The organism is uncultured Gardnerella sp. (assembly GCF_947280595.1).
In the GTDB taxonomy this organism is placed as follows: Bacteria; Actinomycetota; Actinomycetes; order Actinomycetales; family Bifidobacteriaceae; genus Bifidobacterium; species Bifidobacterium vaginale_A.
The window spans coordinates 120254-142321 of the sequence record NZ_CAMYOS010000002.1; the positions used below are offsets into that span (position 1 = coordinate 120254).

At 38.6% G+C, this 22068-nt stretch carries 10 protein-coding genes; 2 read left to right on the forward strand and 8 right to left on the reverse strand.

The window, feature by feature from the left end; translation table 11 throughout:
* Positions 1-33: 33 nt before the first annotated feature.
* From Q0X59_RS01405 to Q0X59_RS01430, 6 genes are all read right to left on the reverse strand, one after another.
* Positions 34-213 carry a hypothetical protein gene (locus Q0X59_RS01405; protein WP_075523920.1) on the reverse strand — a complete coding sequence of 60 codons (180 nt, stop codon included), beginning with the start codon at positions 211-213 and terminating at the stop codon, positions 34-36.
* Entirely contained in the window at positions 210-1106 is an 897-nt protein-coding gene (locus tag Q0X59_RS01410; RefSeq protein ID WP_082266310.1) for a carbohydrate ABC transporter permease, read from the reverse strand. Before Q0X59_RS01410 ends, Q0X59_RS01405 begins: the two co-directional genes overlap by 4 nt.
* Before the next feature lie 14 nt (positions 1107-1120).
* Entirely contained in the window at positions 1121-1906 is a 786-nt protein-coding gene (locus Q0X59_RS01415) for a sugar ABC transporter permease (RefSeq protein WP_296156839.1), read from the reverse strand.
* 390 nt (positions 1907-2296) lie between these two features.
* Positions 2297-3634, reverse strand: a complete 1338-nt coding sequence (locus Q0X59_RS01420; protein ID WP_075523921.1) for a carbohydrate ABC transporter substrate-binding protein — start codon at positions 3632-3634, stop codon at positions 2297-2299.
* A gap of 542 nt (positions 3635-4176) precedes the next feature.
* Complete coding sequence (locus Q0X59_RS01425; RefSeq protein WP_297642652.1) at positions 4177-5601, reverse strand: alpha-L-fucosidase; 1425 nt, start codon at positions 5599-5601, stop codon at positions 4177-4179.
* 224 nt (positions 5602-5825) lie between these two features.
* Positions 5826-11420, reverse strand: a complete 5595-nt coding sequence (locus Q0X59_RS01430; protein WP_297642703.1) for an endo-alpha-N-acetylgalactosaminidase family protein — start codon at positions 11418-11420, stop codon at positions 5826-5828.
* Between the two features lie 734 nt (positions 11421-12154).
* Between Q0X59_RS01430 and Q0X59_RS01435 the strand changes: the two genes are divergently transcribed.
* Positions 12155-16582, forward strand: a complete 4428-nt coding sequence (locus tag Q0X59_RS01435) for a glycoside hydrolase family 95 protein (protein ID WP_297642655.1) — start codon at positions 12155-12157, stop codon at positions 16580-16582.
* Positions 16583-16706: 124 nt separating this feature from the next.
* Here Q0X59_RS01435 and Q0X59_RS01440 read toward each other — a convergent pair whose 3' ends face one another.
* Together Q0X59_RS01440 and ugpC are read right to left on the reverse strand one after the other, a co-directional pair.
* Positions 16707-18113: a DUF4032 domain-containing protein gene (locus Q0X59_RS01440; RefSeq protein WP_103043355.1), complete on the reverse strand. Its 1407-nt coding sequence runs from the start codon at positions 18111-18113 to the stop codon at positions 16707-16709.
* Positions 18114-18323: 210 nt separating this feature from the next.
* Positions 18324-19451 carry a sn-glycerol-3-phosphate ABC transporter ATP-binding protein UgpC gene (gene ugpC, locus Q0X59_RS01445; RefSeq protein ID WP_075523593.1) on the reverse strand — a complete coding sequence of 376 codons (1128 nt, stop codon included), beginning with the start codon at positions 19449-19451 and terminating at the stop codon, positions 18324-18326.
* A 296-nt stretch (positions 19452-19747) separates the two neighbouring features.
* Between ugpC and Q0X59_RS01450 the strand changes: the two genes are divergently transcribed.
* Positions 19748-21883, forward strand: coding sequence for a serine/threonine-protein kinase (locus Q0X59_RS01450; RefSeq protein ID WP_297642657.1), 2136 nt, complete (start codon positions 19748-19750; stop codon positions 21881-21883).
* Positions 21884-22068 lie beyond the last annotated feature (185 nt).

The following is a 22068-nucleotide window of genomic DNA, read 5'->3' on the forward strand; positions in this document are numbered from 1 at the left end:
ATTTACTTACTAACCTACTAACCGATCCACTTATTACTTATTGCGCAAGTTATACCACCACAACATGCCAATAATTCCCAACAAGCCAATCAGCTCTAAGCAAAGATTAAACCATCCTATTTTTCCTACACCAATAATTGTTAGTACAACAAATACCAAATATAGGATTATTTTACCTGCAATAATTAGAGCATTTTTCAATTTCTCACTCATTTGATACCTCCCATATTTGAGGTTTCAAGCAAACGCTTTTGCACGATTGCATAGAATATAAGAACAGGAACCATCACAATAACCATGCCAGCATATAAACGACCATAATTCGTAGATGCCTTCTGAGTTTGCATAAGATTTAACAAACCAACCTGAACAGTACGATTCTTACCAGTCATCAAAGTCATAGCAATAATATAATCATTCCAATAGCTTAAGAAGTTGAACAACATAGACATTGCGATTGCAGGCTTTGCCATAGGGAAGAATACACGAACCATAATCTTAAATTGTGAAGCACCATCAATCATTGCAGCTTCTTCATAAGCTTTAGGGATTGACGCAAAGTAATCTTGCAAAAGGAATATTGTAAACGGCAAAGACATTACAGCGTATACAAGAGCCAACACAAATATGTTGTCTAAGAAAATACCCTCTGGCAAAAATTCCATAACAAGCTTATCTGCTCCAACAAGCATTAAGAATATAGGAACAATGATGTAATTCGCGTTAATAAACAATCCGCATTGGACAGCTATTTTTAGCAAACGCTTACCAGGAAAGTTAAATCTAGCTAAAGCATACGAACATGGTAATGCAATAATCAAAACTAATATCATCGCTAATACTGTTACGATTACCGAAGTACCAAAGTACTGTCCTAAATGAGCATCTACGAAAGCATCCACATAATTTTGCCAATGTATACTTTTTGGCAAATCCCAAGGGCTTCCATAAAATTCACTTTTATCTTTGAACGAAGCAATAAACACCCAAATAGTTGGTATAGCAATACTTAACGCAGCTATAGTTAAAACTATTTGCCCAACAATTCGACTAAATCCCCACTTACTACCATTACCGCGACTTGCACGACTAATAAAAGACTTCATAATCCACACCTTCTTTAATGCTGGAGCACTTCACTCTTCGTAACCATGTTCACAATCATCGATACAACAAAGCTAAACACGAAGATAACTACGCCAATTGCCATACCGTAACCGTATGCAGAATTGCTATATGCTTGCGAATACATGTACCCAAGCAAAACTTGCGATGCGTTATCAGGACCACCATTGGTCAAAGCCATCACAAGAACAAAGCTCAAATTAACAGAGCTTAAGATAAAGAACGTCAGCGTTGTACGCAAATTCTGCCAAATAAGAGGAATGGTAATTGAGAATAATTGCCTTGTTTTACTAGCGCCATCAATACGAGCAGCCTCGTATACTTGCGGATCAATTCCAGCCATTGAAGACATATACATAACCATGTAATAGCCTAATGACTGCCACAACATAGCGAATCCAATAGAATAAATTACAATTCTCTGATTACCTAACCATACTTGTTGCAAAGAATTCAAATGGAATAAACCAAGCAAACCATTTAATAAGCCATATTTCTGATCATAAATTGATGAGAAGATAGCAGCTACGACTACGATTGAAAGAACTGCAGGCACATATAAGATAAAGCGTATAAGACTACTACCTATAATACGATTCTGCATAAGTATTGCCGCGAAAATAACAGCTAATGGCAATGTAATCGAAGTGACAACCACCAATAGCAAAACCGTATTTTGGAATACGTGTACAAAATTCATATCTGTAAAAAGTTTTTGGAAATTGGCAAAACCAACAAATTTTTTATCGTCAGAATACCCACTCCACTTATATACAGACATTCGGAAAATATTTATTGCAGGTATAAAAATGAATATTAACAATAGAATTGCTGTAGGCAACGAGCACAGAAGACCAAACCGCGCGCGTTTTTTGTCCAAATCAGTGGTCACACCTTTTTTAGTCAAGCGCCCCAACGATTGCTTAAGACTTAACATCATACGTTCCTTTTTTGTAAAAAATAGATAAAACTTTACTGCACATACTGACAAGCAATCACAACAACTTTGTTATCCTTTGTAAGTCACTATTTATAAAGTCTGAATAATCAACATTATAAACGCATGAATCTAATCAATTTTCAAGTAAAGGCGAGCACCCACAGCGGTAACTGCCGAGTGCCCGCCTTATACTAGGTGAATTAAATTCACATGCTTAAACGGACGAACTTACTACTTTGCAGCAGCATTCAAAGCATTACTTGTATCATTAATTTGATCAATCCACTGCTTCAAAGTCTTTTGCTTGGATGCAATAGAATCAACCGTGTTATACAAATCTTCCTTAATGTTCTTACCTTCTACAGAAGCTGTAGTAGAGAATGAACCGGAAACAGCCTTAACATTAGGCTCATTGTATGCATCATAGAAGAGCTTCATATCTTCACTGACCTTTTCTGGCATACCCTTAATTGGCTGTACAGCGCCGGTCTTAACGAAGATATCAGCAGCCTTGTCGGAATACAAGAACGCCATAAACTTCTTAGCTTCTTCCTTATGCTTTGCCTTAGAAGGAATCCAAACAGCTTCAATAGTGGTGTTAATGTAACGAGTTGCATCCTTGCTCAAGGTTGGAACTGGAGCGAAGCCCCACTTGAATCCATCCATACGAGGAGCATCCTTCATCTCATTAACAATCCAAGTTCCATTTGGCATGAACAGTGACTTTCCATCCAAAATAGACTGCTGATTCTTAGTGAAATCTTGTGCATTTGCATAACCTACGGTATTTGGATTCAAGTACTCAGTAACAAGCTTGTTGGCAATAGAAAGTACTTTCTGTGCCTTATCTGTCTTCCAAACATCCTTCTTATAAGTCATAACATCCTTGAAGAAGTCTGGACCGCCAACATCAGCGATGAGAGCGTTGAAGAATGCATCAAAGTATCCAGCTGTAGGATATGTGAACAGCGAGATGCCCTTTGCTTTAGCTTCGTCACCAAGCTTAAACATTTCATCCCAAGTTGTTGGAACTTTCCAACCATTCTTTTCAAGCAAAGCCTTGTTGTACACTAAGCCAGATGGCGAGTAATACATAGGCATAAGGTATGTATCAGAATTTCCATAAGGGTTTGTATACAAACCAATCACACCATCAACAAGCTTCTCTTTAACAGTTTTGCTTTCTCCAGGAACTTTGATATCCAGAACGTCATTCAACTTCTCAAGAGCCTTATCCTTTAACAAAGTTTCTGTTAATCCAGAAGTAGAACCTTGACCAAGCTCAACGATATCAGGATAATTTCCAGCCTTCATACCTGGAGTGATTTCGTCTTCAATCTTCTTAGAAGTGACTAAATCAATCTTTACATTTGGATTAAGCTTCTCATATTCCTTTACAACATCTTTGTAAATCTGAGAACCGTATCCGCCTTCAAAAGCAGCGAACTTAAGTGTTACTTTACCGTTGGCACCAGTTGAACTACCGCCACCGCAAGCACCAACACCAAGTAACATCGCGCCAGCGCCCAATGCTGCAACAAGACGCGTTAGTTTGTTAAAACAAGACATTCTTGTAACCTCCTATTTATGCCGAAACGGTCTAGCAACCTTGCTTCAACTGATCGACGTTTTGTTATGTGCTTCCTCACACATCTTTAATTGTACACTATGTTTCCAAAAAAACAAATAAAATTTTCAAAAGTTTTAATAATCTTTAATATAAGGGCAAAAATAAGCATTCATAAAGGATGCCATTCGCGTACTAAATACGAAAAATACAAGATGTTATTCACAGCTTATGTATCCAATTATAAAAACGTATATAGTGTTGACCTATACTAAATATGGACATTATAGAATTTCTAAAACTACATATACGAAAAATAGTACAATGGACTGCTCGTTGATTATGTAAGCAGCCCATTATGTTATAAATATTTTTGCAAAAACAAGTAATAAAAACTACTAGTATTTTTTGCAACACGCTTAGATAAAGTTTAACTAAGTTTTATATAAATAGTCAGCTAAGTTTTAGATAAGATTCACGTGAAACTTAGCTAAGACACACCTAAAGCTACCTAAGATTTAGCTAAAGCTCACATAAAACGAACCTAATATTTAGCTAAAACAGGATAGCAAGATTTAAGAGCAAAATATTGACGAATATCAGTTATACGAACTCGCAATGATGCAGCATAAATCGCACTGAAGCGAATAATTCTGCGATACCCTACAGACTCAACTTCACTAACGCAATGTTCTACACCATCTACATCAGTAATACTAATCTTTACTTTTTCAATATGCTGACCTTTTCTTATATCTTCTTCAAGAACAAGAGCATCTATTATTAAAGGATTAGAAAATTCAATAAACAACCCTATTGGCTTATTACAACAAAAAACTTCTTCTTGATTGCGATTAAGTAAAGCTTGAAGATCACCTTCGTAATCTGTAGGATTTTCTACACTAATCTTCACTTCCTTACTATCACGCAACGCTCGTTTATTAAAATCAGAAATCTTCTGACCAAACTCTTGTAAAACTTTAACATCAACGTCAGCAATCAATCCATGAGAATTTGGCGGAACATTCAACAAAAGTGTAGAATTACCTCCTACCGACTTACACCATATATCGAATAGCTCGTCAGCGCTGCGAACAGTATCATCATCACTTTCGTGATAAAACCATCTTTTACGAATAGATGTATCAACTTCTGCAGGATACCAGCATAATGATCCTTCATAAGAATCCAACACTTTTATAGAACCTAAATCCTCATCAGTAGAAGAAAACTGTCGAGAAAACTCACCATCATCAGCTTTTTGAGATTTTGACGCAACTGTTTCAGCACTGCGCAATTCAGTAGGCAACACACTCCACTCATTAGCTCTAGCATGACCAGCCTCATTACCACACCATCTAACATCTGGCCCGCAAACGCTAATAACAGCTTCAGGTTGAAGCGCGCGAATAGTGTCATAAATACGCTGCCAATCATAAGCCTGCGTTTTGCCATTTTCACCTTCACCACAAGCACCATCAAGCCAAACAGAGAAAATAGGTCCATAACTAGTTAATAATTCTACAAGCTGATTTATGTAAAAATCGTTATACGCTTTACCAGTTCCATATGATTTTTCAGTTCTATCCCATGGTGAAAGATATATTCCAAATTTCATATGATGCTTGCGAGCAGACTCACTAACTTCACGAACTATATCACCTTTACCATTCTTAAATGGAGAATACTGTAACGTATGTTTTGTATATGCAGATGGCCACAAGCAGAATCCGTCATGATGTTTGCATGTAAGGATCACTCCTGTCATTCCAGCAGATTTCAAAGCATCAAGCCACTGATCTACATTGATCTTATCTGGATTAAATAAAGATGGATCCTCATGACCTAATCCCCATTCTCGATTAGTCATAGTATTCATGCCGAAATGTATAAAACCATACATTTCCATGCTCTGCCAAGCAATCTGTCGCGCAGCAGGTTTCACGTTTGCAAGATAATTTTTATTCATACTTACGCCATTCTTATTAACATCAATGCAACATTACATTGAATAACAAATTGTATACATGTTAGCAAAAAGTAAATAAAAGTACACATTTTTAATTTTCAACTTTGATAAATGATAATAAGGGGCAGAAGACTGCTATAAGAGCAAATCTTCCACCCCTAGTAATCGCAAACTGATATTACGAAATATCAATTATTCAGTTATATCAGTTGTATTGCTTATGTTTAGTTTGCGCGAAGCTTACGCAGAGCACACGCAACAGCAAACGCTAACAAGCTAACAACAAGAACGCTCAAAACATTCACGCCAGTGTTAGTGAGGTTGTTCTTGAGTTTCTTTTGATTAGTTTTATTTGTGTTGTTGTTTTGTGTTTCATTCTTCACAACAATGTTAGTCCAAGCGATCTGTTTACCAGTTTCATCAACCAACACAACAGTATGCTTACCCGAATAATCAGATGGGAACAAAGCGTTAAACTCAGGCTTACCATCAACCATTCGAACAGTCACATACTTAGAACCATCAGTACTCTTAAGCAAACGAGGATTAGAGTAAATATACGCATAAGCGTAAATCACTCCATCACTCTTAAGTTTTTCAATAAACTCGTTATCTGAAACATTCAATATAACTTTGTTTGCAACACCTGCAGTAGCAACATTATTGTTACCAACAGTAAGAGTATTCTTCAACTCAGGTTCAAGACTTTTAACAGACTTAGGCGCTGGAGCTGCTGGAGCAGAAGCCGCAGGAGCAACAGGAGCCGGAGTCTTATCTGGAGCAGGAGTTGGAGCTGGAGCTGGAACAACCGGAGCTGGAGCTGGTGGTTGAGGTGCTGGCGTTGGAACAACCGGACCAGGCTCAGGCGTTACAGGACCAGGCTCAGGAGCAGGTGGCTGAGGAGCTGGAGGTACTACTGGAGCTGGAGTCTTAGGAGCAGTAAGACGCAACTCAGCTGCAGAAGCAAAGGTATTCGCAGGATTTCCAGCAGAAGTAAGAACTGTTATGCGAACTTTCTTAACATTCTGAATATCTTCACCAAAATCAGCTTTCTGCCAAGAACCACCAGTCTTAAACTCGCCAGACTTTTCGACTATCGTATTATCAGCTTTAGTAATAGTGATCTTATATGACTTAATCTTTCCGTTAACACCACCACCAGTACGTGGCAAATAACGCAAACCATTGATAGTCATAGGCTTATTTAGCGTAAACTCAAACCAAGCAGTACCATCTTTAACAGCATTGCCACCCCAGACAGTGTGCCACCAGGTGCCAGGATCATCGTCATTCGCTAATTCTGCTGGACCTTCATTATCAGATCGCGGTTGATAGCTTCCAACTTCTATGCCATAAGCATTGCGAGCAACATCGTACTTATCGCTTGCATTATCAACTGGAGCATTAGACATAAATGCATCTAGAACATCAAGCATATTTACAGCTTGAGCAAAATCGTCAGAAGTTGCATCTGTCTTCTCGATAATTGCATGAATACGACTTAGTTGTTCAGCATAAGATTTTTGAACTTGGTCAATAAATTTCTCACACTTAGCATCCCACTTTTGCTTAATAGCATCATACTTAGCTTTAGCTTGCTCGCGCGTTGCAGAGTCAAGCTTCTCTTCTCTAATCTTGAGGTTATCGAGTATGAAATCTCTATAACCGCCAAAATTAGCTTCATCATTACTAGTAACGCCGCTAGGCAAAGTCGCGTCTTTATCAGTAGAATAAATTCCAAACCACGTATCGCCATTTGCTCCACCAAGAACAGTGAACTTATGGTGCGCCGTAGTTCCTTCTGCTTTATCAAGAGGATCGTTACTCAATACACTTCCGTTGAACTCTCCTTCACCTGTAACAACAGCATATGTGCCTTTGCTTCCAGCTTGATAATCAAATTCAACTGTGTATTTATGGCCTGGCTTGAACTCAAAGTTTTGCGGAACCGTTCGATATAGCAAATTATCTCTGCCAACTAAACCATTGACTTTAACAGACCAATCGCCACCCAATACGTCATCAACTTTCTTTACATCCCATCCATGTTGAGTAAATGGTGCATGCTTTTCAGAAAGATGAATACGATTATCTTCAACACCTTCTGTGCCACCGATAACGAACGGCCAAATACCTTGCGCATTATGCTCAAAGTCATTGTCAAGTCCAGTTACTTCGCCTTTGTTATTGAACTTCAGACCAGTGTATTCATTTTCAACAACGCGAACATCATCGAAATAGGTATCTCCTTCGCCACTATGCTCAAGTTCCAAAGTAGTTTCACCACTTGCTGGAGCAGTAAAGAACACATACATGTTCTGGAAATAGCTGCTGCCATCAACCGTTGAAGAATTAGTATTATGAGAGTAAGCCTTCACATAATTCTTTGCAATACTGCGCATAGTTTCATTAGTCGCTAATACTTTATCTCCAGATCGCACAGTCATACGCGCAGGAGCAGAAGATCGATTATCAACACCAACATACAATGCGTAATGTTTTCCAGGCTTCAAATCAGTAATCTTCTGACTTACTTTTACTTTCCCACTAAGCTTAAGCATTGGATTACTAAATTGACTCTTAGCAATACTTGCTTTGCCAGCGCCAACAGAGTTCCAATTCTTGCTTAATGATTCTTCACCGCCATTGAAGCCAGCATCTACAACATGCATGCCTTCACTCCAAGTTACATTCAATTGTTTTGCGTCCACAGAACCTTTGTAAATAACATATGGAGTTTCAGCTTTAGCGTTCAAAGTAACTTTACCGTTAGCAACATTCACAACAGTTCGATCAGTCTTACCAAGATCTGTCAACTTGTAAACAGTAACGTTTTGAAGATTCTCCCAGCCCTTAGGCAAAATCCAAGTAGTTGAACCACCCTTGGTATTCCAGTGATAAAGCTTTTGATCACTATCTTTTACAAGCTTTCCAGAATTTACATCCCAGAGCCATGGCAAAAGATAAGATTCTGTACCACCTTGACCGCTATCACCAGCAGAAACAGCTCCAGATGCAACTATCTTGTCGTTTAATTTGATAGTGCGATTACGATACTCAGACGAACTTGAATCATTAGATCCACGAGAGATAACAAGCTTATTGCCATTAGCATCAGCAAGATCAATTTGCTCATTACTGTTATTAGTCTTAGGATCGCGCACGGAAGAAGCATCTAATGGGCTATTTACCCAACGAACTACTTTGAAATGCTGAATAAACTTAGTAGACAAATCATGCGTAAATAGATTCGAAATGTAAGCATCATAATCATTACGACCTTGCCAGCCTTCGAAATCCTTCATATTGTAGCCACCAAGCAACGGAGCATTAGCTGCGCCGCCATAGCTCGGGAAGTCACCTACCCAGCTATCTTTTTGATGGTTACGAAGGAAGCGCATAACTTGAGAGTTTTCTCCCTTCATCTTAAAGCCACCGTAAGTTAAATCAGCAGCCCAATGTTGGAATGTTGAATCATATTCGTTTCCAGCACCCCATTCTGTAGTCATTCGCCATTTGTTGTCGTTAATCATCTTCGACATCTTGCGAGTTTCCCAAGAATCTTCAGCACCGCTTGTTTGATTACCCCAAACGTCAAGATAAATGAAGTCCATATTATCTTTGACTTCTTTTTTCAGATCCCCAAAGCGATTCTTTCGAGAGTTGGAAGCCAAATCATAAATACCATCTATGCCAATACCTTGATCAAGCCAATTCCAGCCGTAACGAAGACTTCCACTTTTACCATTACGACGCACCATCTGCTCGCTAAAGGCTTTAGCTTCCGGATACATTTCTGAAGCATTAACATGCACGCCGAAACGAGCGCCATACTTCTTACCTTTTTCCATTAAGGTGTTCATATCCGAAGCGCCGCCAGCACGCTTGTTGATATCACCATAATCTGGGTGACCAGAATCATGGCCTTCATTGCCGTAACCCTTTAAGAGCACAGACTGACCAAGACCATCGGTATTAAGAGCAACTTTCTTAACATTATCAAGAGTTGTAAGGAATGGATTTTGTGCTTGGCTACCAAAGTTCATAGCAATTCGCCAAGCAACTAATTCAGGAACTTCTTCACACTTGTAAGGATTGTTCATAATATCGCGGTAAGCAATAGCGCCATCCTGCCAAGTGATTACACCATCGTTATTTTCATCGCCACTAATAACTACAGCAGACTTTGGCATATCCGTTTCGCCAACAGTGTACTTATTTCCTTTGCTATCAGAAACAATGCGATGATAATACCAAGGAGCGCTTGTTAAGCCAAACTGCGTTCCTTTAGATTCTTGCTTTGCAGATGCAATTACTCGAGTATTCTTAGAACCACCTTCAATTCCAGAATAAGCAACAGTTCCATTATGTTCAGAATTACTCCACAAACCAGCGCTTAGCTGATTATTAGAAACAAAGCCATACGTGTAATCGCCATTGTCTTTAAGAGTATACCCATCTGTAATTGCAAAAGTTTTATCTCCAGGAATCTGCGTATTTGAAGACATGCGAGCTCCTGTAAATGTAGCTCCTTCTTGAGAGCTGTTTACAGAAACTAGATTATTCTCAGGGAAGTAAAGCGTTTGAACAGGGTTTTCATCGCCAGCGTTATTTTCAATTTTTGTAACTTCGAAATGAAGTTGGTTCTTTTTTACAGTTATCTTAACGCTAATTTTTGCATCAATATTATGACCTGCATCTTTAACGCTAAGAACATATTGAGCTTCAGTGTTGCCTGCTCTCGTAAACTGAACATCTGAATCCTTTAACTCAACGTTTGTACCGTTAATAGAAACAGTATGAATATTATTACTCTGAGCATCCATTACATGATTCTCAAGCTTTTTCATAGTGTAATAAGATACAGCAGGGAAATTCTTATGGAGCACAACGTCCATATCTTCAGTTTGCAATTTTTCAGTTTCAAATACTGAAGACTTTTTCAAAGTTACATTATTTAATTTAACGTCTGAGCCATCGAGGTTAATATCCTTCTCGAATTCATCGTAGCCAGCTGCAACAATAGACAGCTTGTGTTTACCAAGCTCTAAACCAGAGAATTCAAATGCGCCATCGTCTTTAGTGCGAATAACTTTATCGTCTAATTGAACTCTTGCATCGCTGATTGCAGAAGAATTATCCCCAATGACTTTTCCAGAAATCTTATATGTTTGGCTAGGAGCATCTGGATCTTTAATTTCAACATCAGTTAGCTCGCTATTATAAGCACCAGCTTTCATAGCGAGTTTTTTAGAAAGATTATTTTTAATGCCGCTATAGTCAACAGTAAATACAATTTTTTTATTAACACTGAGCATAGCTTTACCTTCAGCCCAGTGAATGTTTATCTCAGTTTTTTCGCCAGCTTTTGGAGCAGGTGTATTGCTTGTAAACCACTTACCATCGCCATTAGAATACGTCTGCCAGAACCATCCGCCAGAATCAAAACCTATAAATAAGCCATTTCCAGGATCTTTATAACCAAGATAGAATCCAAATCTATTCTTAGTTCCATCTTCTTTAGTTCTAATAGTTGTAGCAAAATTACCGGAATCTGCAAAATTGTATTCCTTATTGTTAATAGCTACAGCAGGATAGCTATTAGGGTTATTAGCAGCATTACCATTCCGAGCACTAGCTTTGAAGTGATACCACCCAGAATCCTTTTCTAAAACTTCGCCGCCTTTTTTCGTATGAGGGTCTAATGCCCACGCTAAAGCGGTTTGAGGTGTTTCAGAACTTGCAACAACCGCTTGCGAAGCAACAGAGTCATTAGCCCATGCAGGAATAGCAAAAGCAAAACTACCTGCCAACGGCATTATTGACAGTGTAGCTGCTACTGTGCCAGCCACCAATCGTTTCATACTTTTCCTTTTCTCAACTGTGAGAATTTTTGGGATTAACCCAAATCTTGAACTCAAACTAACTTATAACTTTGCGCGCTCACCGCTGGGCGCGCTGTAATGACCAATAAAATATGACGAATATCAAAAATAGAAAAACCAATTATCTACTCGGAACTAACACCTCCTTTTGCTTTCTTGTATACACAACTAGCGCGCTACATTACGCTCTAAATCGAGTACACGAAACAGTGTAAAAGTAATTATATACCTAGTTTGCAAAAAGTAAAACGAAAATTAGTAATTATTTATATATATAGGAGGCATAGGTTTATTTTTCCTTGAAATATCAAGCATATTAAAATGATGCCCCCCCCCCCGTGAAAAAATAGTTATATCTGTTTTATTTACAATTTTTTGTAGAAAAACCAACAAATAACTATTATTTAATTGATACTACAAATATCCAATTCTTGTGTCACGTGACTTTACATTTTATAGCAATAAAAATATCTATTATATTCCCTTAAAATAAAGGCTCATACTAATTGAAAATACTTATCCTTTATGCTAATCTTACGAATCGTAAATTTATTTTACAAAAGCATGATAAATAATACAGTTAGCTTGACAACGCTGTTTTTAAAGCTAGCTGTACTAAATAATCACGCTTAAAAGTTGCAATGCAGCAACTCATAAAAAGGAAGAATATGAAAAACTCTATATGCAACAAGCACCACGCTTACCGCATAAAAGCAATAATGGCAAGCTGCGTAACAATAGGATTGCTTGGCACATTCTTACAATCAACGAACGCAATCGCAAGCGAAATAATAAACCAAAAATCACCTGAAGAATCAACAATTCAAGCTTCAGCAGATTCGTCATTACAAACATGGCAAAATGAAAAAATAACGAATATGCAAGCTCGTAGCTATATAGCAGCATTACAGCCACAAGGCTACGGTGACTTTGGAGAAAAATTCGAATCAACTGATGTAAACGATGGAACTGACGCAAAAATGGGATTGATAACATTCGACCTTTCTCATTACAGCAAAGCTCCAAAAAATGCACGCATCAGTCTCACATATTTAGGTACAGCAGGTCCAGCGAAACACAATGGAACCGATACTGTAAAAATCGCTGCCGTTGACGACACTCAATGCACAAATAATGCAAGTTCTTGTTCAACGACTGAAGCAACATGGACAAATAGACCGAGATTTGATTCTTCAGATGGAAGAATTGTAATAGAATCCGCACCTTTTGAACTAAAAGAGCTACAATACAAAGACAATATGTCTGTGACATCTAGCGAAAACGTTCAACTAGATGTAACAAAAATAGTGCGTGATCAATTTGCTAAAAACAACAAGAAAATAACTTTTGCGCTTGGCGAAAGTAAGCATATTGACGTTCGATTTGCAAGCACAGAGTCAATCTCTCAGCTTAAAGGAATAACACAGTCCATGCAGCCAAATATGACTATTACACCTTCTCCAGAAGACTACACTCTCAGCGTAACTCTTCCTACAAAAACACACTACAAGCAAGGAGAAAAGCTAAATCTTGACGGATTAGAAGTTAGAAGAGTTAAAACTTCGGATCAAACTTCGAAAATACTTAACAAAAATGATTACGAAATAATTGGCGCCGGCTTTGACGCGAATGATATTGGCGCGCATGAGATTACAATAATCGATAAAAATTACCCACAATCGCATATAAGCTTCAATATTTACACAACATATTCAAACGATAATCAAGATAAAAACACTGAACTTATATCAAAAAATGATGATCGCTTATGGTACAAACAGCCAGCATCACAAACAAAGCTCTACCATGGGGAAGGCAGAGTTTCACAAGAAACAAACCTCTGGCAACAAACTACACTACCGGTTGGCAACGGGCGCATTGGCGGAAGTATCTACGGTGAAGTAGGTAAAGAAAGAATTACTTTTAACGAAGAAACTTTATGGACAGGCGGCCCAGGTTCGCACGGAACTTACATCGGTGGAAACGATGAATCAAAAGGTAAAAATGGCAAAACTCTACGCGATTTAAACAAACAGCTTGAAAATGGCGCACAAACAGTTAATCCAAGCTCATTAACAGGCGGATTTGACTCGTTACAGCAAGGAGCATACCAGAATTTTGGAAATATTTTTGTGGATTATGGATTTGAGAATAATCCGTCATACAAAAATTACGAACGTGATTTGAACATATCTCAAGCGATAGCAAATGTAAAATTCACGCGCTCAAACACTGTGTATACAAGACAATATTTCGCATCACACTCAAATAATGTATTAGTTTCCCGTTTCAACGCTAGTGGCGAAAATAAGCTTAATCTGACTATTTCTTTCAACCCTAATAATGGATACAGTAAAAAAGATTCTTCTGTTAGCGCAAAAGGCGACACTATTATCGTTAAAGGCAGATTGGGAAATAACGGTCTTATTTACAACGCTCAAGCGAAAGTAGTTGTTGATTCCGGAACTATAAAAACAAGCAATGACGGTAAGCTAATTGTTTCCGGCGCAAATACTGTAACTATGTACACTTCAGCTGCAACAGATTACAAACAAGAGTATCCAAATTATCGCACTAAGGAAACTCCTGAACAAGTTGATTTAAGAGTGCATAACGCTGTGCAACTTGCAGCGAATAAAGGATTTGCCGAAATCAAGAAAGATCATATTAAGGATTATCAATCGTTCTATAATCGCTTAACTCTTAATATAAACAATCAAAAAAATAGCAAAGAATTCGGAACAATTCCTACAGATAAACTACTGGAAGCATATTCCAACAACATTGCAACTAAAGAGCAAAAAAGCGAATTAGAAGCCTTAATATACCAATATGGAAGATATTTAGCAATCGGATCTTCTCGCGAAGATAGCCAATTACCTGCAAATTTGCAAGGAATATGGTCGAGTTCTGCAATAGATAGTTCTCACAATACAGTTATTCCTTGGGGATCTGACTTCCATATGAACGTAAATTTGCAAATGAATTATTGGCCAACATATTCAGGTAATTTAGCTGAACTTTCTAAACCGCTAATAACTTATATCAAAGGCCTTGTTAAGCCAGGAAGACTAACTGCAAAAATTTACGCTGGAGCAGAAACCAAGAACGAAAACACTCCTATTGGTGACGGCGAAGGATTCATGGCACACACTGAAAACACTCCATACGGGTGGACTACGCCAGGCGAAGCTTTCTCATGGGGATGGAGCCCTGCAGCAGTACCTTGGATTTTGCAAAACGTGTATGACGCTTATGCATACAGCGGAAATCTTAATCAACTTAAAAACGACATATATCCTCTATTGAAAGAGGAATCGCATTTGTACTTGAACTACATGCTTCACAAATCTTCTCACAAAGCAAGCGATGGTAGTTTTAGACTCACAACAGGCGTTGCATATTCACCTGAACATGGGCCTGAAGGCACAGATGGAAACACGTACGAAAGTTCCCTAGTATGGCAGATGCTTAAAGACACAATTGACGCAGCTAATGCATTAAACGTAGATAAAGATTTAGTTGGAAATCTTGACGGTTGCTCTACAGATAACTGGAAAAAGAATGATGACGGATCTTTTGTAAATGCTAATGCAAATCGCTCATGGTCATGCGCAAAAAGCCTACTGAAGCCTATTGAAATTGGCAAGAGTGGTCAAATCAAAGAATGGTATAACGAAGGGGAAATTGGTAAGACTGAGGATGGAAGAAATATACCTGGATATCAAAATAATCACAGGCATATGTCACACATGCTCGGATTATTCCCTGGAGATCTTATAACAATTGACAACTCCCAATATATGCAAGCAGCCAAAAAGTCTATGACTTTGCGCGGAGATGACGCAACAGGCTGGGGAGTTGGACAAAGAATCAACTCTTGGGCTCGCACAGGAGATGGAAACCACGCTTATCGTCTTATTGAAAATCAAATTAGAAATGCGATGTATGCAAATCTTTTCGATGTTCACCCACCTTTCCAGATAGACGGTAATTTTGGAAATACTTCAGGTGTTAATGAGATGCTTATGCAATCAAACTCGACTTTCATTGACACTAACGGAAAATCTTATTCACGCTATGTAAATATTCTTCCTGCATTACCAGATGCTTGGGAAAATGGTAGCGTTAAAGGCTTAATCGCACGAGGAAACTTCCAAATTGATATTGCATGGTCTAATGGAAAAGCAGATTTAGTTTCCATAGTTTCACGCAATGGCGGTACTGTTGCAATAAAAATCACGAAGAGCAGTAGCGATATTGATAAGCTAGAAGTTCGTGAAATTGATTCAAAGAATGCTGACTCAATTTCACAAGGAACGAAAATTCCTTCCAAGATTGTTACTAACAAAAATGGAGAAAAACTTATAGTATTTTCTACCCTTAAAGGCAAAAAATATACAATTTCTAAAGGAAACGATGGTAAAAGAACTGAGCCTGAGCCTGTAACTCCATCTCCTGAGCCTGGTCCTGTAACGCCTGAGCCACCTGCTCCGGTTGTTCCAACGCCAGCACCTCAACCACCAGCTCCAGCTCCAACTCCGGTTGTTCCTGCTCCTGCTCCAGATAAGACTCCAGCGCCTCAAGCTCCTAAGTCTGTTAAAAGTCTTGAACCTGAGTTGAAGAATACTCTTACTGTTGGTAACAATAATGTTGCTACTGCAGGTGTTGCAAACAAAGTTATATTGAATGTTTCAGATAACGAGTTTATTGAAAAACTTAAGAGTGATGGAGTGATTTACGCTTATGCGTATATTTACTCTAATCCTCGTTTGCTTAAGAGTACTGATGGTTCTAAGTATGTGACTGTTCGAATGGTTGATGGTAAGCCTGAGTTTAACGCTTTGTTCCCATCTGATTATTCGGGTAAGCATACTGTTGTGTTGGTTGATGAAACTGGTAAACAGATTGCTTGGGCTAATATCACTGTTAAGAACACCGTTAAGAAACAAGTTAAGAATAATAGTGAGTCTAAGAGAGCCAAACGCAACCTCACTAACACTGGCGTGAATGTTGCAATTATGACATTATGCGCAACATTTATTTGCCTAATAGCTATAGGAATAAAAGCTTTACGATTAAAACAAAATCTATAAGCAAATATAAGCAAATATATAAAGAATATGGCGTAGTGCTTGGTTACAAAACATTACGCCATATTATTTTTCATAAAATCATTTCAAAAACACACAAAGATAGATTTCACATTATAAGCAAATTTCAACTTGCCCACACACTCGCATCTTGATCATCTTCATCAGGATTATAAGCAGCTTTAGAATACGTGTATTCGTCATCAACTACACCCGAATCAGCATCCGCGTTAATAGCAGCAAGAACGCCTTTATCTATCTTGTATTGCGGCAACACATTTTTGATGTAACTTGTTACAGCATCTTGCATAGAAACGTCATGCCCAACACGTTCTGCCATAAACCAACGATGATCCAGCACTTCATGGAAGAATTGAGCAGGCTGAATTTGTGAACGAAACTCAGGCGGAATCATGCGAACTGTTGGCTCAAAAACTTCACGCATCCAATCAGTCGCAACAATTTCCAGTTCTTCTCCTTGCCTCCAAGTAGAAGTTCTGTAAGCATCTAAATCATTAAGCAAACGACGAGCTTGATTTTCTTGCACATCTAAGCCAGTCAATCGCAAAAGTTTACGAGATGCGTATCCTGCATCCACAACACGAGGACGAACTAATACACGTCTACCGTCTTCAGACGTTTTCATCTCAAGCTCATCCACATCGAAGCCTAATTCATTCAAACGATTAACACGTCTTTCAATACGCCACATTTCATCAGGACTAAATTTATCAACGTCCGTAAGCGTGCTCCAAAGAGAATGATACCTATCTACTAAACGATTTCCAATGCTAATTTCATCAACTTCCCCAGGCAACAACTGTCCGGAGCTCAAATCCATTAACTCACCAATAATATTTGTACGAGCTAAATCAATATCATATTCTCGTTGACCCGGAGTCAAACTACTGTGCAAGTCACCAGTTTCAGCATCAACCAAGAATGCAGAAAAAGCATCTGCATCTCTCAAGAACAAAACGTTAGAAAGTGAAACATCGCCCCAATAAAAGCCTGAAAGATGCAAACGCACCATCAAAACAGCGAGCGCATCAATAAGTCTTTCTGCAGTATCTGGACGCAAGGTTCTTGCAAACAGAGCGCGGTATGGAAGAGAAAACTTTAAGTGTCTTGTAACAAGCATTGCCTCAAGTGGTTCACCATTAGAATCTCTACGACCTGCAACCACAGCAATAGGCGTTACGGTTGGCAATTCAAGTTTACGTAAACGGCGGAGAAGCTCATATTCTCTTTCTGCTACTTGTCTTGTTATTTCCTTCATCGCGTAAACTTCATCGCCTACGTGCACAAATCTTACAACGTGTCTAGATATACCTCGAGGAAGATTTACAAATAAATCTTTTGGCCATTGAGAAAGCGGAAGTTCCCAAGGCAACATAAACATTCTAGGATTTGACACTGCAGAAGTAATTTTTAACGCTGAAGGCTCGCGTCTTGTAGGCTCTTCATCTTGAGCCGAAACCGAGGTTGCTTGAGCAGCACGCGGATCAATATAAGCAGCTTCGTTCCATTCCATATTGTCTAATCTACCCGTCAGTGTGAATGATAATGATACTTTATTTTGATTATTTACCAATAATCAACACAACTGCAATAATTTTCTAATGCTTAATATGATTTGCAAAGAAAATATCACTCTAAGAAGTGATGCGAAATGCGGGGTAGCGTTATGCAAACCCCGCATTAATCGCATTACATCAAACCGTGCAAGTTATGAGAATAACAATTAGTTCAAGCGCAACTCAGTAGATGGTGCAAACAAATGCATCTTTGCTGGGTCAATCTTAATCTTGACTGTATCTCCAACCTTTGGAAGAGCACGAGGATTAACGCGAATAGTCGTGAGCTTATTCTGATCAGACATCATCGTAGCTGCTTCAGCAGCAGATCCGTCAGTTACAATGTTTCCATAAATGTAGCCATCAGAACCGAGATCTTCAACGTTTACAACATTCAAGGAGAATGCGTTTGGATCATCGAATGTAGCCAAGCTTGCATCTTCTGGGCGGAAGCCAACTATAATTTGATTATTATCTTCCGGAGTAAGCTTTGCAACAGCTTCTTGAGGCAAAATAATTGAATCTTCACCAATTTGAGCACGACCATTAAGTACTGGATGCTGATTGAGATTCATAGATGGAGAGCCAATGAATCCTGCAACGAACACGTTTGCTGGACGATCATAAAGTTCTGTTGGAGCACCAACCTGCTGCAAAACACCAAGCTTAATAACAGCAATACGATCACCCATAGTTAAAGCTTCAGTCTGATCGTGCGTCACGTAAAGAGTAGTGACATTGAGCTGGCGCTGCAATGCGGCAATCTGGGTACGAGTCTGAACGCGAAGCTTTGCATCAAGGTTAGAAAGAGGTTCGTCCATAAGGAAGACCTTTGGATTACGAACAATTGCACGACCCATTGCAACACGCTGACGCTGACCACCAGACAAAGCCTTTGGCTTACGATCCAAATACTCAGTCAAATCCAAAACTTGAGCAGCTTTATGAACTCGCTTCTCAATTTCTTCTGCAGGTACACCAGCAATCTTCAACGCAAAGCCCATGTTCTGCTTAACGGTCATATGTGGGTACAATGCATAATTCTGGAAGACCATTGCAATATCGCGATCCTTTGGCTGCATTGTAGTCACATCTCGACCGCCAATAAGAATACGACCGCGGTTGACTTCTTCAAGACCAGCCAACATTCGCAAAGTAGTAGACTTACCGCAACCAGATGGACCAACGAGCACAAGGAACTCGCCATCCTTAATAGTCATGTTCAAATCATCAACCGATGGCTTATCATTGCCCGGGTAAATGCGAGTCACATGATCAAATACAACTTCTGCCATGATATGTTCCTTTCATCGGCAGGTACGTGCCGAACGATCCGTTGTGAAGGGTGTGCACTCACAAGTCCGTTTCCGACTTCGGCTGGACTTACACGCACACATTACTTATCTGGTCCATTGAAGGTTCTCTTCGTTGAGCCATAATCAAATATAACATGCTTTCACTAACAAAACACTAAATCTGCAATTAGCTTTCATCGGCGTGTCGTCAGCAATGCATAGAAAGGCAAAAAAATCAATACACTAACTACGCTTAATAATCTAGATTTAACACTCTATTGAGTTACCATAAAAACATGAACGATATTAGCATGTTCGATTTAAGCCAAGGCAGCAATATTGGCGGATACACACTTATAAAAAGGCTGGGCGGCGGCGCTATGGGCTCTGTGTGGAAAGTTCGCGATGACGGAGGTCAAGAATATGCTATGAAGATTTTACGTGAAAACGCGAGCGAAAATGACTACGCAACACAAAACGAACAAAATCTCGCAAGAACTCGCTTACGAAGAGAAGCACTTGCATTACAACGTATAAATCACATTGGCGTTTGTTCAATAGTCGACATGGAACTTGACGCATCTATAGCTTTCATAGTCACTGAACTTATTGAAGGCTTAAATTTGAAGGAAGATGTTGCAGAAAATGGTCCGTATATTCGAGATGATTTAGAACGACTTGCGCACAAACTAATTGATGCTATTAAAGCAGTTCATTCTGCTGGAATAGTCCACAGAGATATAAAACCTACAAATGTAATGATTTCTGCAACAGGACCAGTACTTGTAGATTTTGGAATCGCAATGGGAGAAGGCGAAAGTCACGTGACTAGAACCGGCTTAGTTATGGGAACTCCAGGATTTATAGCGCCAGAAATAATAGAAGGCTCAGATTCTGACGAGCTTACAGATTGGTGGTCTTTAGCAGCAGTTCTTGCATTTGCAGCAACAGGGAAGCCTGTTTTTGGAACAAAGCCTATGATGGCAGTTTTGGAACGCGCGGCTTCCGGAAATGCGAATCTTAATGGCATTCCGCCTAGAACTATGGATGCTTTAAGATCTGCTCTAAATCCAAATCGTAATCAAAGATGCACTCCAGAAGAGCTTGAGGAAGCGATTGCAAAAGATGCAGAAAATCCTCTTGCTTGGCAAGGGGCGATGCTCCCTTTTGAGTTAAATATTTCTGAATCTAAATTAGATGATGAGAATACGAGTAAACCTTATATTCAGCAAACCTCTAAATTCTCTAGCGATATGAACTATCAAGATAGTGAAAACACGTCACAAACTATCAATGTTTCACATGAAACAGAAGAAGATTCAGAAACGATATCATTTAACAGTGTAAGAAATATCGAAAATAACTACACTGATATAACTGATACATACGAATCTAACTACAAAAATAATAAAAGAAAAGAAAACGAAAACTACTTCAATAACAGTCAAGCTGACACTAGCTCTAAGACTTTGAACGTTAGAAAAATGTGGGCAGATGACGTTTTACCAACTTCTGTTCTAGATCACACAACACACATTGGCACTGGCACAACGCCCATTGGCACAACACACATTAGCACAACACACATTGGCACAATTCCGGCATATACAACTACAATTGCAGCTCCAATAATAGAAAATCAATTTAATCCAATTCAGAACACAAACCAGAACCCTATAAACGAGAGCAAATCAATTCGAAAAATAGAAAATATCGAAGTAGAAAATACAAATCAAAAGTCGGAGAAAGCACAAGAAATAGCCACACAAGTAGTAAATCCACCGATAGAAAACTCAGTTACGCAAGTAGAAAACACAAATCCAACACAGCAAGCAAATCTTTCACAAACACAAGATGATTATGATTCAAAAGAAGAAAATCTGAACCAAAAAGCACGACCGTATCTACTTAGAGGCACGTTATTTCTACTTATTTTTATGCCAATACTTCTTGCAACAACATGCATATCTACTTCAGCATCTCTATTCTTGCACGCGATATTCATGATTATTTGCGCAACAACAGGATACAATGTTTCATCACATATACATCGACAAAAAATAAATGACGGAATAGGAAAAGATAGATTATTACGCATATTTTTTATACCATGGCATTTTCTAAAAGCGATTCTATATACTATTCCGTCTTTACTAATACTTTCCATCACATCAATTTCATTCGCATATATTTATCCACTTTTAATTAAAGCGACTTGCCAACTTATGGAATTCCCTATATATCTTCCAGAGTGGCTATTTGTAAAAAAATGGGTGATTCTACTTCCTTCTTATACTCCAGAAATCTTTTCGCCTACATCAATAGGATACGCCGTAGGAGTATTGATTGGATGGATTATAGTATCTTTATTCGGCAGATCTAGAATGATTAGATTAGGTTTGGGAGCTATATTCGGCGCAGGAAGAAATTAAAGGAAAACACTAACTAGGAAGACATTAACTAGGGAATTAACTGAGGGAATTAACTAAAAGCATTAAATTTGCAAAAATCAAGTTTTACGCAAAATCATTCCAAATCATTCCAAATTATTCCGTATCATTCCGCAGCATTCAAAATCATTGAAAATCATTCAGCATAATTCCGTTGATACCGTACA

Coding starts and splice junctions, on each gene's coding strand:
- Q0X59_RS01435 (WP_297642655.1), top strand. CDS start 12,155: ATGAAAAACTCTATATGCAACAAGCACCACGCTTACCGCATAAAAGCA.
- Q0X59_RS01415 (WP_296156839.1), bottom strand. CDS start 1,906: ATGTCTGTATATAAGTGGAGTGGGTATTCTGACGATAAAAAATTTGTT.
- ugpC (WP_075523593.1), bottom strand. CDS start 19,451: ATGGCAGAAGTTGTATTTGATCATGTGACTCGCATTTACCCGGGCAAT.
- Q0X59_RS01425 (WP_297642652.1), bottom strand. CDS start 5,601: ATGAATAAAAATTATCTTGCAAACGTGAAACCTGCTGCGCGACAGATT.
- Q0X59_RS01450 (WP_297642657.1), top strand. CDS start 19,748: ATGAACGATATTAGCATGTTCGATTTAAGCCAAGGCAGCAATATTGGC.
- Q0X59_RS01420 (WP_075523921.1), bottom strand. CDS start 3,634: ATGTCTTGTTTTAACAAACTAACGCGTCTTGTTGCAGCATTGGGCGCT.
- Q0X59_RS01410 (WP_082266310.1), bottom strand. CDS start 1,106: ATGAAGTCTTTTATTAGTCGTGCAAGTCGCGGTAATGGTAGTAAGTGG.
- Q0X59_RS01440 (WP_103043355.1), bottom strand. CDS start 18,113: ATGGAATGGAACGAAGCTGCTTATATTGATCCGCGTGCTGCTCAAGCA.
- Q0X59_RS01430 (WP_297642703.1), bottom strand. CDS start 11,420: ATGCCGTTGGCAGGTAGTTTTGCTTTTGCTATTCCTGCATGGGCTAAT.
- Q0X59_RS01405 (WP_075523920.1), bottom strand. CDS start 213: ATGAGTGAGAAATTGAAAAATGCTCTAATTATTGCAGGTAAAATAATC.